Consider the following 12,833-nt stretch of genomic DNA (forward strand, 5'->3'; position numbering starts at 1 on the left):
CAGGGGGTTGCCCAGGGTCCACCGCCCCCGCCACTCGGGCGAGCCGGGGTTCGCTCGGTTCGGCCACACCCCGCACCGCAAACAGCCGCAACCGCCCGCCTCCTAAGGGGCGCGAGGAACTGCGCGACCAGCCCCCACCACCCCGCGCCCGCCCGACAACCGCACCCGGCACCCCAGATGGCGCCCCTACAGCAACGCCCTCAACCTCTCCGCAAGGAGATCCCACCGCCACCGCTCCTCCACCCACTGCCGCCCCCGCTCCCCCATGTTCTGACGGAGCTCCGGGTCGGCGAGCAGCGCGAGGATGCGGTCGGCGGCGTCCTCCGGGGAGCCGCCCCGGACGACCCAGCCGGTCTCCCCGTCGAGGACCGCGTCGGGCGCGCCCCCGGAGTCCCCGGCGACGACGGGCAGCCCCGTGGCGGACGCCTCCAGGTAGACGATGCCGAGCCCCTCCACGTCGAGACCCCCGCGCCGTGTACGGCAGGGCATCGCGAAGACGTCACCGGCGCCGTAGTGGGCGGGCAGTTCCGACCAGGGCACGGCGCCCGTGAAGCGGACGGAGTCGCTCACACCCGTCTCCCGCACAAGCCGCCGCAGGTCCTTCTCGTAAGGACCGCCCCCCACGATCAGCAGCACGGCCTCCGGCTCGCGGGCCAGGATGCGCGGCATCGCAAGGATCAACGTGTCCTGCCCCTTGCGCGGCACCAGCCGCGAGACGCAGACCACCACCGGCCGGTCGGTCAACCCGAGCCGCGCCCGGACCTCCGCTCCACCCGACCCGGGATGGAAGACCTTCTCGTCCACGCCGGGCGGGAGTTGGACCATCCGCGCGGCCGCCTCCGGACTCAGCGCGGCGGCGATGCGCGAGCGCGTGTACTCCCCGAGGTAGGTGACCGTGTCGGTGGACTCCCCGATGCGGTGCAGGAGTTGGCGGGAGGCGGGAAGCTGGGCCCACCCGGCCTCGTGACCGTGGGTCGTGGCCACCAGCCGTTCCGCGCCCGCCTTCCGCAACGCCGGCGCCATCAGCCCGAGCGGCGCCGCCGCCCCGAACCACACCGCCGTACACCCGTGTTCACGCAGCAGCCCCACGGCCCGGCGGGTCGCGGCGGGCGTCGGCAGCAGCATGGTCGTGGCGTCCCGTACGACGGTGAACGGCTGCTCGGCGTCGAACGCGGCCGTCGCCTCGGCGCCCTCCCGCCCGCGCTTCCAGGTCGAGGCGTAGACCACGAGCCGCTCCGGGTCCAGCCGTAGCGCCATGTTGTGCAGGAACGCCTGGATGCCACCGGGCCGGGGCGGAAAGTCATTGGTCACGATCAGGGTCTTGCGCACGCGGCAGACCCTACCGGCCCTACCGGACGACGACTCACAGGGCCGCACGGCCGCGCTTCATGGCCATCGCACAGCAGATCGGGAGAACATGTGCCCCACATCGGCAGGCACGACACGGCACGGCACGGAACAGGGGCTCAGGTGGAGATCGCGGGCGCGGGACGGCGGCTGGCGCCGCTGCTGGGAACCTGGGGCCTGACCAGAGTCGTCCTCCTGCTGTTCGTCTTCAAGGTGCTCGTGTTCCCGGGCCCGGACGTCACCAGCGACGTCTCGGTGATCTACCAGGGCTGGTACGAGACGCTCCGCCACGGCGGCTTCCCGCTGGACGACGTCACCTGGCAGTACCCGCCCGCCGCCGCCCTCCCGATCCTCTCCCCCGCCCTGCTCGGCTTCCTGGACTACGCCTCGGCGTTCTTCGTCCTAGCCTTCCTCGCCGACCTGACCGTCCTGGCCCTGCTCCTGTACACGGGCCTGCGCCCCGGCCGCACCCTCCGCGGCGCCTGGGTCTGGACCGCGGGCGTCCCGCTGCTGGGCCCGACCGTGTACGCGCGCTACGACGTGATGGTGACCGCGGTCGCCGTGGCCGCCCTGCTCGCGGGCACCCGCCACCCCCGCGTGATGGGCGCGCTGGCCGGCTTCGGAGCACTCCTCAAGGTCTGGCCGGCGCTGCTCCTGCTGGGCGCGGTCAAGCGCCGGGCGTGGGGAGCGGCGGCGGTGACGGCAGTGGTGATCGCGAGCCTCTTCGCGGTGTCGATGCCGGGCGCGTTCGCCTTCCTGAACTTCCAGCGCAACCGCGGCACGGAGGTGGAGTCCCTGGGCTCCCTCGTCTTCCACGTGGCCCGGCACTTCGGCTGGCCGGGCCAAGTCCTCCTGAACTACGGCTCGGTGGAGTTCGTCGGCCCGTACGTCAACTGGGTCAGCACGGCCGCCCTGGGCCTCACCGCGATGGCCTTCGGCTGGATCGTGCTCTGGCGCCTGATGGCGGCCCGCTTCCACCCCCACACCCTCGCGGACGCGGCCTTCGTCGCGGTCCTGATGTTCACGGTCACCAGCCGGGTGATCAGCCCCCAGTACGTCGTCTGGCTGATCGGCCTCGCAGCCGTCTGCTCCTGCTTCCGCGCCAGCCGTATGCGGCTCCCGGTAGCCCTGGTCCTGGCAGCGGCCTTCGTCACGGTCCTGGAGTTCCCGATCTGGTTCGCCCACGTGGTCGCCAGCGACGGCCTCGGCGTGACGCTGTTGATCGTCCGCAACGGCCTGCTGATCGCAGCGGCCCTCACCGCCGCACGGGAGCTGTGGCGGGCATCGGTCACCTGGGCTGACGTACCGCCGCTGCCCGCTCAGGCGACCCGGTCGAAGGCGACTTCGGCGTCGTCCTGAGTCAAGGCCCCTTCAGATCAGGCGAGTTGACCCTTCAGATAGTCCCGCCACTCCGCGGTGAAGTCCCCCAGCGTCACCCCGAGGACGCTCTTCAACGCGTCCTCCACCGCCCCCGACCGCTTCTTGTGGGCGCCAACAGCCCTGTAGAACTTGCCCAGTTGGTCGGCCCCCCACCGGCCCTCGATCATCCGGCAGGCCATCCAACCGCCCTCGTACGCCTGCGCGAGCTTCGTCGGCTCGCTGTTGAAGCCGAAGTCCTTGTCGGTGGGGAGGGCGGTCGGGAGGTCGCCGTCCTCGACCGCGCGGTAGAGCTCCGGGGCGGCCTGGGTGGGGGTGCGGCCGGTGCCTCGGTAGCCGATCCAGTCGGCGTAGCCCTCCGAGAGCCAGAGGGGGGTGGCGGAGGTGGTGTGGGCTCGGGTCGCCACATGGGTCGTCTCGTGGGTCAGGACCACCTGCTTGCCCACCGAACCCAGGAGCGCGTACGCCTCCGGGTTGACGATGATCCGGTCCGCGGGCGCGTTGCCCGAGCCGCCCGCCTCGCCCGTCGTCACCGCGGCGATGCCCCGGTAGGAGGCCGCCGGTGATCCCAGGAGGCCCGCCATGCCGTCCAGGGAGCCGGGGACGAGCACGACGACGTGCCGGGTCCAGTCCGTGCCCCACGCGGCCGACACGGCCGGTACGGCGTGGTCGGCGAGGGAGCGGTAGTCGCGGAGGACGGCAGCGTCCTGGCCGACGCCCATGACCAGGCTGTGCGCGCCGTTGACGACGCTCACCTTCCCCTGGTCCCACAGCTGCTGGCCGGACTTCTTCGCGGGCTCGTCCGCGGCGACGTACCACTGCGCGTCGGCGGTGAGGCGGAGCGTGAGGGTGCGGGCGACGGTGACGGGTGAGGTGTCGTAGCCCTTGACCTTGTAGCTCAGTTCGGCGTCGGCGGTCGCGGTGGCGCCGCTGCGGTGCAGGGCGGTCAGGCGGTACGACCAGGAGGCGAAGGGGACGGCGCTCAGGTTCTCGTACGCCGTGCGCGCTCCGGTCCTCGTGTACGCCGTCTCGTCGTGGTGCAGGACCGCCGCGGACTGACGGTCGAGGAGGCCCTGGACCTCCGCCTTCGCGCTGTTCGCCGCCGGCTGCCCGCCGCACGCCACCAGCGAGACGAGCAGCAGACACAGCGCGAGCACTCCGGAGCGCGACGCCCGCCTACGACCAGTCACTTCCCGATCGTACGACCCTTTCGGGCGGGTTCAGACCCTCGTGACCGACGAGATGGGCATCATGCCGACCGGGTCGTAGCGCACCGGCGCGCCGGGGTAGGGGGCGTGGATGACCTGGCCGTTGCCCACGTACATGCCGACATGGCTGGCGTCGGAGCGGTAGACGACCAGGTCGCCGGGCTGGGCCTGGGAGAGCGGGATCCGGTGGCCGGCGTAGCGCTGTTCCTGCGAGGTGCGCGGGAGGTGGACGCCCGCGTGGGCGTACGACCACTGCATCAGGCCGGAGCAGTCGAAGCCGCCGGGGCCGTTGGCGCCCCAGATGTACGGCTTGCCCAGGGCGGAGCGGGCGGCGGCCACGGCGGCGGCCGCGCGGCCCGAGGAGGGGACGCCGGCGCCGAGGTCGGGGATGTCCTCGCGGGTGGAGCGGGAGGCCCGGTCGAAGGAGGCGCGCTCGGCGAGCGGCATCTGGTTGAGGAGTTGCCGGGCCTTGGCGAGTTTCCGTTCCACGGTCTTCTTGTGGGTGGCGACGGCCTTGCGGCTGCGCTCCAGTTCCGCGAGGTGTCCGGCGGCCTCGGTGCGTTCCTGGGCGAGTTCGCGCATGGCCTCCTGGAGGTCCTTGAGCTGGCCCGCCTGCTGGGTGGTGATGCGGTCGAGGACGGAGGCCTTGTCGAGGTAGTCGGCCGGGTCGTCGGAGAACAGCAGCGCGACGGTGGGGTCGATGCCGCCGGAGCGGTACTGGGCGCCGGCGAGTGAACCCAGCGCGTCCCGCATGGTGTTGATGCGCTGCTGCTGCCGGGCGATGCGGTCCTGGGCGTTACTCACCTGCCGGTGCAGCTGCCCGGCGCTCTCGTCGGCCTTGTCGTAGGCCTCGGTCGCCCGCTCCGCCTCCTGGTAGAGCCGGTCCACCTCGGCCTTGGAGTCGTCGTGCGGCGCGGCCACGGCGGAGGTGGCCGGCAGGGCGCCGAGAGCGGCGGCGGCCGCGCTCAAGACGCAGACCGCGGCGCTGGCGCCTCGGTCGAACCCGGACGGTGCAGGGCGGCGACGGGATCCCACGGGGAGTCGCACTCCTTCCGCTGGCGGACACGGACCGCTTCCCCAGTGCGGGGAAACGCGCCAGACAGTAGCTCTGTGAAGGGGTGCGGGCCAAAGACCGCCGCAGGCACACAACGTGACGCCCCGCCTATGACGCAGGTCATCGGCGGGGCGCGGGGTCAGCCTGGTGTGTCGCAATTCGCCCGTTCGGGCGGTCCGGGAGGGGACGGAATCAGACCCGGACGCCGAACTGGAAGGGCATGTTGCCGATCGATTCGTAGCGGACCACGGCACCGGTGTGCGGGGCGTGCAGCACCTGGCCATTGCCTGCGTAGAGGCCGACATGGTGGTAGTCGCCGTAGAAGATGACGAGGTCGCCGACCTTCAGGTCGCTCTCGCTGGAGATGCGGGTGCCGTAGTTGGCCTGCGCCTCCGACGTCCGGGGTATGGAGACACCCGCCTGCGCGTAGGCCCAGGAGGTGAGGCCGGAGCAGTCGAAGGAGGACGGGCCGGAGGCGCCGTAGACGTACGGCGAGCCGATCACGGACTGGGCGGCGGCGAAGGCGGCGGCGGCGCGGCCGGAGGCGGAACCGGTGCTGCCGAGGTTCACCCGCGAGCTGGAACGGTTGGCGGCCTGGGCCTGCTCCTGGGCGAGGGACGCCTTCTCCGCCGCCGTCAGGGTGTTGAGCAGCTTCTGGGCCGAGGCCAGCTTCGCCTTGACCTCGTCCTTCTTCTTCTTGAGCTCGGTGCGGGTGGCGGAGAGGTCCTTGAGCTTGCTGCTCGCCTCCGCGCGCTCCTGGGCGAGTTCGCGCTGCTTGCCCTGGATCTTCGTGAGCGCCTCGACCTGCTGACTGCTCAACTGGTCCATCGTGGACGCCTTGTCGAGGTAGTCGTCCGGGTTCGAGGACAGGAACAGCTGGATCGAGGGGTCGATGCCCCCGGTGCGGTACTGGGCGCTCGCCATCGTGCCGAGGCCGTCCCGGAGCTTGTTGAGCTCCTCCTGGCCGCGGGCGACGTTGTCCTGGATGGTGGAGATCTCCTTCTGGAGCTTCTCCTGCTTCTCCTGGGCGCCGTCGAGCTTCTCGGTGGCCTGCTCGGCCTGCTCGTAGAGGGCGTCGACCTTCGCCTTGACCTCGTCCTTGCTGGGCTTCTCGCTCGGCGCGGCATTGGCGGCCTGAGCGCTGAAGGCAACGGCGGCTGCGGCTGCGGTGGTCAGCACAGTCACACGCGTGCGGCTCGGCTGCTTCGGTCGACGATGGGACGCCACGGAGTCGAGCTCCTTCTATTGAGTGATCACCCGTTCGGAGGTTCGAGGCCTGACCCTAGTGATGTTTCTGTGATCAGTTCAAATCCTCACACGAAAAAATGCTGTCACTCAAAGCATTCTTTGCACATAACCAACATGCAGTGATGGCTGATTGACGCTACGTTGCGTGACGGTTCGGTCAATTCCGGCATTAAACCTGTACGTTGACCTTCACGACAGTCGCTTGAGGAGTACCGCAGAAGCGACGGGCCGCGCGCCCGCCTTCGCGATGCCGTCGGCCACCTCGCGGTCGGTCGACGCGACGATGACGGGCCGGCCCGGCGGCTCGGCGCGCACCAGCTGACGGATCAACTCGTCGGCGGTGACGCCCGGTTTGGAGAACAGCACCCGCACCCCGCGCGGCGGCGCGAGCAGCACCGGCGCGGCCAGTTCGGCCCCGTCGAAGACACAGGTGACCTCGGCGCCGGTCTGCGCGGCGAGCTGCGAGAGCTGCCCGAGCAACCTCAACCGCTGCTTCTCCAGGGGCATTTGGGGATAGCCGGTCTTGGTGACGTTGTAGCCGTCGACGACCAGGTGGGCCTGCGGCAGCGCGAGCAACTGGTCGAGGATCGCGGGGTCGTTGTCCGACAGCGCCCGCGCCGCGATGTCCTTCGGGGTCATTCGTCCCGGTTCGACCGCGTCGACGGTCTCGGCGGGCCGCACGGAGACCGGCGGCAGAGCCAGTTCCCTCCGCAGCCCCTGAGCCGCGTCGAGCACGGTGTCGAGCAGCAGCCGTACCCGCATGTCCTCGACGCTGCGCCCCTCGCGGGCGGCCTTGCGGGTGGCCTCCAGGGCCGCCTCCGCCTCGCCGAGCCGGGCCTTGAGGCGGCGGCTCTCGCTCTCGGCGGCGGACACCTGGGTCTGCGCCTCGGCGCGCGCGGTGTCCGTCTCGGCCCGCAGCTTGCGCAGGGCGGCCTCGCCGCGTTTGACGTCGCTGTGGGCGGCGCGCAGCTTGCGGTGCAGCGAGTCCGCTTCCTTCTTCGCCGCGTCCAGCTCGGTGCGCAGCCGCTCGGTGTCGGCCCGGGTCGCGTCCCGCGCCTGCGCCAACTCCTCGCGCAGGCGCTCCAGTTCGGCCCGGCTCTCCTCGTCCGCGCGCTCGGCGTCGGCGCGCAGCGCCTCCTCGCCGGCGGCGGTCACCAGCTTCACCCAGCCGGTGGGGCGCAGAACATAGGCCGCGGCCGCCACGTCGAGCGGATCCGCGGCCGGGGGCGGCGAGCCGGAGTCGAGAGCACCCGCGAGCTCCGACTGGGCCTCTCTGAGCTTCTCCCCGATCCGCTGCCGGAACAGCGGATCGGTCTCCAGCGCGGCGGCCATCGCGTTCCCCGCGAACTTGGCGCGCCGGTTGGGGGCGAAGCGGGCGTACTGTCGTAGCTGCGCGGGCAGTTCGGCGACGGTGAGCCCACCGAAACCGTCCGACACGATCTGCACGACTCGTCTCCGCACGCCGTCGGGCAGCGGACGGTCGAGCACCTCGGCGGCGCCGTCGCCCGGCCCCCCGCCTGAGTTCTCCACCATCCCTCACACCCCAACCATGTGTGCGGGGCGACTCCCTCTCAGGAGCCGGCGCCCGGCCTGTCCACGAGTTCCACCTGATCCACGGCGTTGCACCAGCGGCAGCGCACCGACTCGATGGTCTCACTGACCACCTCGCGCTCCTCCACCTTCGGCTCACCCGCCAGGTCCAGGTGGAGGTACTCCACGACCTTCGACGAACGCGTCACGTCGAAGCGCGTGAGGTTGCCGCAGAGGGTGCAGCGCCACCGCGTGGAGCCGGTCGGCAGGGGAACCGTCATCGTGGCTGTCCGCTTCCTTCTTGTTCCAGTTTCCGTGATCGCCGGTTTCCCCGGCGAGTGTGGCTCGTAACCCTACGGCCTGGCGGGTACTCGCCGCTCGGCCGTCCACAGCGGCGATTCACCCTGTCCCGTTGCGTCCCGTTACGTCATGCTCTGTAGCCATGATCAGCAACTGGGGCCCGGCCCTCATCAGGACGTTCCGCGGCACCTCCGCGCCCATGACCTACGCCCTGATCGCCCTGTGCTGCCTGATCTTCGTCCTCGGCCCGGCCTCGGGCTTCGTCCCGTCCTACGGCACCGGTGACGCGCTGCTCGCGGCCCAGCGGGCGTACTTCCGCCGCTGGGGCGTGGTCCCGGCCGACCTGTTCGCGCACCCGGGTCGCGAGGCCCTGACGCCCGTCACGGCCCTGTTCATCCACGGCAGCTGGATCCATCTCCTCGGCAACATGCTCTTCCTCTACGTCTTCGGAGCGATGACCGAGGAACGGCTGGGCCGAGTGGAGTTCATCCTCTTCTACGTCGTCTGCGGCTACCTGGCGCTGCTGGGCTACGCGGTGGCCAACGCCAGCTCCGAGCAGTCGCTGGTCGGCGCGTCCGGGGCGATCTCGGCGGTCCTCGGGGCGTTCCTGTACTTGTTTCCCCGGGCCCGCGTGACGAGTCTCCTCCCCTTCCTCTTCTTCCTGCCGCTGCGCTTCCCCGCGTGGGTCGTGCTGCCGTTCTGGGTCGCCCTGCAGTGGCTGGCGACGGGGCAGGCGGCGCAGGGGCCGGGGGTGGCGTACCTCGCCCACCTCGTTGGCTTCACCCTGGGCTTCGGTTACGCGTGGGTGAGATTCAGGAAAAAGAAGGGCCCGAAGGGCGGCCTTGGAAGGGCGGTGGTGGGAGACGGGCGGGCGACTAGAGTTGGGGCCGCCCCAGTATCGGTCCCCGAGGGAGAGAACCAGCCGTGATCACCGCGATCGTCCTCATCAAGACCAGCGTGGACCGGATTCCCGAGATCGCCGAGTCGATCGCCGCGCTCGAATCCGTGAGCGAGGTCTTCTCCGTCACCGGGACGTATGACTTGATCGCCATGGTGCGGGTGCGGCAGCACGAGGATCTGGCCGAGGTGATCCCTGGGCGGATCTCCAAGATCCCCGGGGTGGAGGGGACGGATACGCACGTGGCCTTCCGGACCTACTCGCAGCACGACCTCGAGGCGGCGTTCGCGATCGGGCTGGACTCCTGACCCGAGCGCACGGCGCGCGGCGCACACCCGGCAGAATCGAAAATATGTTTGATCAGCATGGTCTCCTTTGCTAGTTTTTTAAGGTCGCCAACGACTCGTTGGACACCTCCCACAAAAGGAACCTTGTGATCAAGAACCGCCGGCTCAAGCGCATAGGCACCGTCGCGGGCACCCTCTGCGCCGCCCTCTTCCTCACCGTCACCCAGGCAAGCGCCGCCGGTGAGGTCGAGCGCGCGACCGCCACGACTTACGCCAACGAGGTCGAGTGGGTGAAGTGCGCCAACAAGAAGGAAGACGGCGGCATCGTGTACCAGGCCTGCTTCTCTCCCCCTGGTGACTGGTTCTCGGTCTACGACGGGAACCCGGATGGCTCCTCCGCCGTCGTGGACTGGGAAGTGGGAAGCCGATTCGGCTCCATCTTCAACGCTGACGGCGCCGCCACCTACCGCTACAAGAACAAGGACTTCGCCGAGGGTGCCACGATCCGCTTCCGCATCTGCCTCGGCCACTGGAGCACCAAGACGATCACCGCGGGCACCTGCTCCGGCTGGGTGAGCAACCTCGTCTGACGAGACCTTGGGCCGTCACCCCGGCCGCGCGGCTCCCGGGGTGACGGCCCAAGGGCCTGTTCGCGTCAGACCGCCGGGACGCAACGGCCGTCCTGCGTGCGGTAGTTCCACTTCGCGCCGTCCGTCACCAGCTCCCGTACCGCCGTCACGAAACGCTCCACGTGCTCGTCCGGGGTGCCCGCGCCGAAGCTCACCCGGATCGCGTTGAGGGACTTCTCGCCCGGGGCCGCCTCCGGGGCACCGCACTCGCCCTGGGTCTGAGGGTCGGACCCCAGGAGGGTGCGGACCAGGGGGTGGGCGCAGAAGAGGCCGTCCCGGACGCCGATGCCGTACTCGGCGGAGAGCGCGGCGGCGAAGTGCGAGCTGTTCCAGCCGTCGACGACGAAGGAGATCACGCCGACGCGCGGGGCGTCGTCGCCGAACAACGACAGCACCTTGACCTCCGGAACCTCCGCCAAGCCCGCCCGCACCTTTTCGATCAGGTGCTGCTCGCGGGCGACCAGGGTGTCGAAGCCCGCCTCCGTCAGCGCCTTGCAGGCCGACGCGATGGAGTAGGCGCCGATGACGTTCGGGGAGCCGGCCTCATGCCGGGCCGCACTGTCGTGCCACTCCACGTCCACTCCCCCGTCCTCGCGCCGCGTGACCTTGCGGCTCGCGCCGCCGCCCGCGAGGTAGGGGTCGGCCGCCTGGAGCCAGTCGGCGCGGCCGGCCAGGACGCCGGAGCCGAAGGGGGCGTAGAGCTTGTGGCCGGAGAAGGCGATCCAGTCGACGTCGAGGTCCTGGACGGACACCGGGTGGTGCGGGGCGAGTTGGGCCGCGTCCAGGACGATCCGAGCGCCGTGGGCGTGCGCCGCGGCCGCCAGCTCCCGTACCGGCCACAGCTCGCCGGTGACGTTCGAGGCGCCGGTGACGCAGACGAGGGCCGGGCCGTAGGGGTCGCGGGCGGCGAGGGCCTGCTCCAGGGTCTCGACCGCCTGGGCCGGGGTGCGCGGGGCGTTGAGGTAGGTGACCCGGGCGTCCTTCCACGGCAGGAGCGACGCGTGGTGCTCGGTCTCGAAGACGAAGACCTGGCAGTCGGCGGGGAGGGCGGCGGCGAGGAGGTTGAGGGAGTCCGTCGTGGAGCGGGTGAAGATCAGCTGGTCGTCGGGTCGGCAGTCCAGGAACTCCTCGACCGTCTTCCGCGCGTTCTCGAAGAGGTCCGTCGACAGCTGGGAGAGGTAGCCGGCGCCGCGGTGCACGCTGCCGTAGTACGGGGCATAGGCCGCCACGTCGTCCCAGACGCGCTGGAGGGCGGGGGCGCTGGCCGCGTAGTCGAGCGCCGCGTAGGTGACTTCGCCGCCCGTGACGAGCGGGACGGTGACATCCCGGCCGAGAACGGGCAGCGCCCCCGAAATGTCACTGCAAATGGTCTGAGCTGCGGCAACGGTGGAGACAGACATGGCGAACTCCCGTGAGAGGCAGGCGAATTCACTGCGCGAGCGGACAGGCTTCGGCGCAGGAAAGGGTGAAGGTGAAAGGGGATGTGCGGAGTGGGGGCTTCGCGCCCTATCGCATTCGCTTGCTCACAGAGAGCTCCCTCGATGACCAGGACCCCTGGTGTCTTTCGAGGGGCCCGCGCTTGCCGCAGACCTCGCTGCCTACGGCCTGGTCTTCACCCGGGGCACCCCGCCACGGACGGAGGGTTGCCGGACAGTCGGCCGGGGCCTCATGACTGTCACTCATGACCTGGTCGGAAAACTTACGCGAGGTGATCGTCGTCCCGCAACCCGTGTCCGGATCGCGGGACGACGACCGCCGTACCGCTATGCGTTGCTGGCCGCCGCCCAGCGCTCCAGCGTGCGCTTGGCCGCCCCGGAGTCGATCGACTCCGCCGCCTTCGCCATCCCGGCCCTGATCCGGTCCACCAGCGGCCCGTGCCCGGCCTCGAGCGCCACCAGGGCCGCCGCCGAGTTCAGGAGTACGGCGTCCCGTACGGGGCCCGTCTCGCCGTCCAGGAGGCGGCGGGCGACGCCCGCGTTGTACTCGGGGTCGGCGCCGCGCAGCGCCTCCACGGGGACGAGTTCGAGGCCTACGTCCCTCGGGTCGAAGGCCTCCTCGGTGACCTTGCCCTCGCGGACGATCCACACCCGGGAGGTCGCCGTGGTCGTCAGCTCGTCGAGGCCATCGTCGCCGCGGAACACCAGGGCGGAGGAGCCGCGTTCGGCCAGTACGCCCGCGATGAGCCCGGCCATGCGGGTGTCGAAGCAGCCGACCGCCGAGGAGGTGACCCTGGCCGGGTTGGTGAGCGGGCCGAGGAGGTTGAACGCGGTCGGCACCCCCAGGTCCCGCCGGACCGCGCCCGCGAACCGCATCGTGGGGTGGAACTTAGCCGCGAAGCAGAAGGTGATCCCGGCCTCCTCCACCACCTGCGCGACCCGCTCGGGCGACAGCTCCAGGTTGATGCCGAGCCGCTCCAGCACGTCGGAGGAACCGCTCGCCGAGGACGAGGCCCGGTTGCCGTGCTTGACGACCCTCGCGCCGGTGCCGGCGATCACGATGGCGGACATCGTCGAGATGTTGACCGTCTTGGCCCGGTCGCCGCCGGTGCCGACGATGTCGACGGCCGGCCCGGGGATGTCCAGCGGCTTCGCGTGGGCGTACATCGTCTCGACGAGGCCGTTGATCTCCTCGACGGTCTCGCCCTTGGCCCGCAGCGCCACCAGGAAGCCCGCGATCTGGGCGTCGGCCGCCTCACCGCTCATGATGCGGTCCATCGCCCACGCCGTGTCGGCGGTGCTCAGGTCCTGTCCGGCGAGCAGCGCGCTCAGTACGTCGGGCCAGGAACGGGCCGCCGCGGTGTCGCCTCCAGCGGGGGTCACAGCGCTCATACGGCCGCTCCTGAGTGTCGTAGAAACATGGTCCGAAAGACATGCCCACCCTATCCAGCCGTGGGCACGGCGAAGGGCCCCGTCCGGTGTTCGGACGGGGCCCTTCGACTGTGGCGTGGCGACGCCT

Annotated in this window: 12 protein-coding genes and 1 riboswitch; of the genes, 4 read left to right on the forward strand and 8 right to left on the reverse strand. The window is 70.7% G+C overall.

The genetic code is table 11. From position 1 onward, the window contains the following. Nucleotides 1–186: 186 nt before the first annotated feature. Nucleotides 187–1,329, reverse strand: coding sequence for a glycosyltransferase family 4 protein (locus R2B38_RS09425; RefSeq protein ID WP_318015815.1), 1,143 nt, complete (start codon nucleotides 1,327–1,329; stop codon nucleotides 187–189). A gap of 141 nt (nucleotides 1,330–1,470) precedes the next feature. Here R2B38_RS09425 and R2B38_RS09430 point away from each other — a divergent pair, with 141 nt between their 5' ends. Continuing rightward, nucleotides 1,471–2,706 carry a glycosyltransferase family 87 protein gene (locus R2B38_RS09430; RefSeq protein WP_318021625.1) on the forward strand — a complete coding sequence of 412 codons (1,236 nt, stop codon included), beginning with the start codon at nucleotides 1,471–1,473 and terminating at the stop codon, nucleotides 2,704–2,706. 17 nt (nucleotides 2,707–2,723) lie between these two features. Here R2B38_RS09430 and R2B38_RS09435 read toward each other — a convergent pair whose 3' ends face one another. The 5 genes from R2B38_RS09435 to R2B38_RS09455 all read right to left on the reverse strand — a co-directional run bounded on the left by R2B38_RS09435 (nucleotide 2,724) and on the right by R2B38_RS09455 (nucleotide 8,045). Next, nucleotides 2,724–3,914 (reverse strand): hypothetical protein, encoded by a 1,191-nt coding sequence (locus R2B38_RS09435; protein ID WP_318015816.1) that lies wholly within the window; start codon nucleotides 3,912–3,914, stop codon nucleotides 2,724–2,726. A 30-nt stretch (nucleotides 3,915–3,944) separates the two neighbouring features. Further along, nucleotides 3,945–4,967 carry an NlpC/P60 family protein gene (locus R2B38_RS09440; RefSeq protein WP_318015817.1) on the reverse strand — a complete coding sequence of 341 codons (1,023 nt, stop codon included), beginning with the start codon at nucleotides 4,965–4,967 and terminating at the stop codon, nucleotides 3,945–3,947. Nucleotides 4,968–5,178: 211 nt separating this feature from the next. Then, nucleotides 5,179–6,213 carry an NlpC/P60 family protein gene (locus tag R2B38_RS09445; RefSeq protein ID WP_318015818.1) on the reverse strand — a complete coding sequence of 345 codons (1,035 nt, stop codon included), beginning with the start codon at nucleotides 6,211–6,213 and terminating at the stop codon, nucleotides 5,179–5,181. 210 nt (nucleotides 6,214–6,423) lie between these two features. Further along, the gene (locus R2B38_RS09450) at nucleotides 6,424–7,767 is read right to left on the reverse strand and encodes an NYN domain-containing protein (RefSeq protein WP_318015819.1); all 1,344 of its coding nucleotides are present in this window, start codon (nucleotides 7,765–7,767) and stop codon (nucleotides 6,424–6,426) included. 38 nt (nucleotides 7,768–7,805) lie between these two features. Continuing rightward, nucleotides 7,806–8,045 carry a hypothetical protein gene (locus tag R2B38_RS09455; RefSeq protein ID WP_033284410.1) on the reverse strand — a complete coding sequence of 80 codons (240 nt, stop codon included), beginning with the start codon at nucleotides 8,043–8,045 and terminating at the stop codon, nucleotides 7,806–7,808. 161 nt (nucleotides 8,046–8,206) lie between these two features. Here R2B38_RS09455 and R2B38_RS09460 point away from each other — a divergent pair, with 161 nt between their 5' ends. The 3 genes from R2B38_RS09460 (at nucleotide 8,207) to R2B38_RS09470 (ending at nucleotide 9,839) form a co-directional block, all read left to right on the forward strand. Then, nucleotides 8,207–8,992, forward strand: coding sequence for a rhomboid family intramembrane serine protease (locus R2B38_RS09460; protein WP_318015820.1), 786 nt, complete (start codon nucleotides 8,207–8,209; stop codon nucleotides 8,990–8,992). Continuing rightward, nucleotides 8,989–9,270: an Lrp/AsnC family transcriptional regulator gene (locus tag R2B38_RS09465; RefSeq protein WP_019062383.1), complete on the forward strand. Its 282-nt coding sequence runs from the start codon at nucleotides 8,989–8,991 to the stop codon at nucleotides 9,268–9,270. The genes R2B38_RS09460 and R2B38_RS09465 overlap by 4 nt, the downstream gene beginning before the upstream one ends. A 125-nt stretch (nucleotides 9,271–9,395) precedes the next feature. After that, nucleotides 9,396–9,839, forward strand: a complete 444-nt coding sequence (locus tag R2B38_RS09470; protein WP_318015821.1) for a hypothetical protein — start codon at nucleotides 9,396–9,398, stop codon at nucleotides 9,837–9,839. Between the two features lie 65 nt (nucleotides 9,840–9,904). On the opposite strand, the gene R2B38_RS09475 is transcribed toward R2B38_RS09470, so the two are convergent. Together R2B38_RS09475 and trpD are read right to left on the reverse strand one after the other, a co-directional pair. Continuing rightward, nucleotides 9,905–11,278: an aminotransferase class V-fold PLP-dependent enzyme gene (locus R2B38_RS09475; RefSeq protein ID WP_318015822.1), complete on the reverse strand. Its 1,374-nt coding sequence runs from the start codon at nucleotides 11,276–11,278 to the stop codon at nucleotides 9,905–9,907. A 170-nt stretch (nucleotides 11,279–11,448) separates the two neighbouring features. Continuing rightward, nucleotides 11,449–11,565: riboswitch (SAM riboswitch) on the reverse strand. Nucleotides 11,566–11,641: 76 nt separating this feature from the next. Then, nucleotides 11,642–12,706, reverse strand: a complete 1,065-nt coding sequence (trpD, locus tag R2B38_RS09480; protein ID WP_318015823.1) for an anthranilate phosphoribosyltransferase — start codon at nucleotides 12,704–12,706, stop codon at nucleotides 11,642–11,644. Nucleotides 12,707–12,833: the final 127 nt, after the last annotated feature.

The sequence above is a fragment of the Streptomyces sp. N50 genome (assembly GCF_033335955.1).
GTDB lineage: Bacteria > Actinomycetota > Actinomycetes > Streptomycetales > Streptomycetaceae > Streptomyces.

Bases quoted from the DNA above. Each gene is read 5' to 3' on its own strand.
- R2B38_RS09460 (WP_318015820.1), top strand. From the start codon at position 8,207: ATGATCAGCAACTGGGGCCCGGCCCTCATCAGGACGTTCCGCGGCACC.
- R2B38_RS09475 (WP_318015822.1), bottom strand. From the start codon at position 11,278: ATGTCTGTCTCCACCGTTGCCGCAGCTCAGACCATTTGCAGTGACATT.
- R2B38_RS09450 (WP_318015819.1), bottom strand. From the start codon at position 7,767: ATGGTGGAGAACTCAGGCGGGGGGCCGGGCGACGGCGCCGCCGAGGTG.
- R2B38_RS09455 (WP_033284410.1), bottom strand. From the start codon at position 8,045: ATGACGGTTCCCCTGCCGACCGGCTCCACGCGGTGGCGCTGCACCCTC.
- trpD (WP_318015823.1), bottom strand. From the start codon at position 12,706: ATGAGCGCTGTGACCCCCGCTGGAGGCGACACCGCGGCGGCCCGTTCC.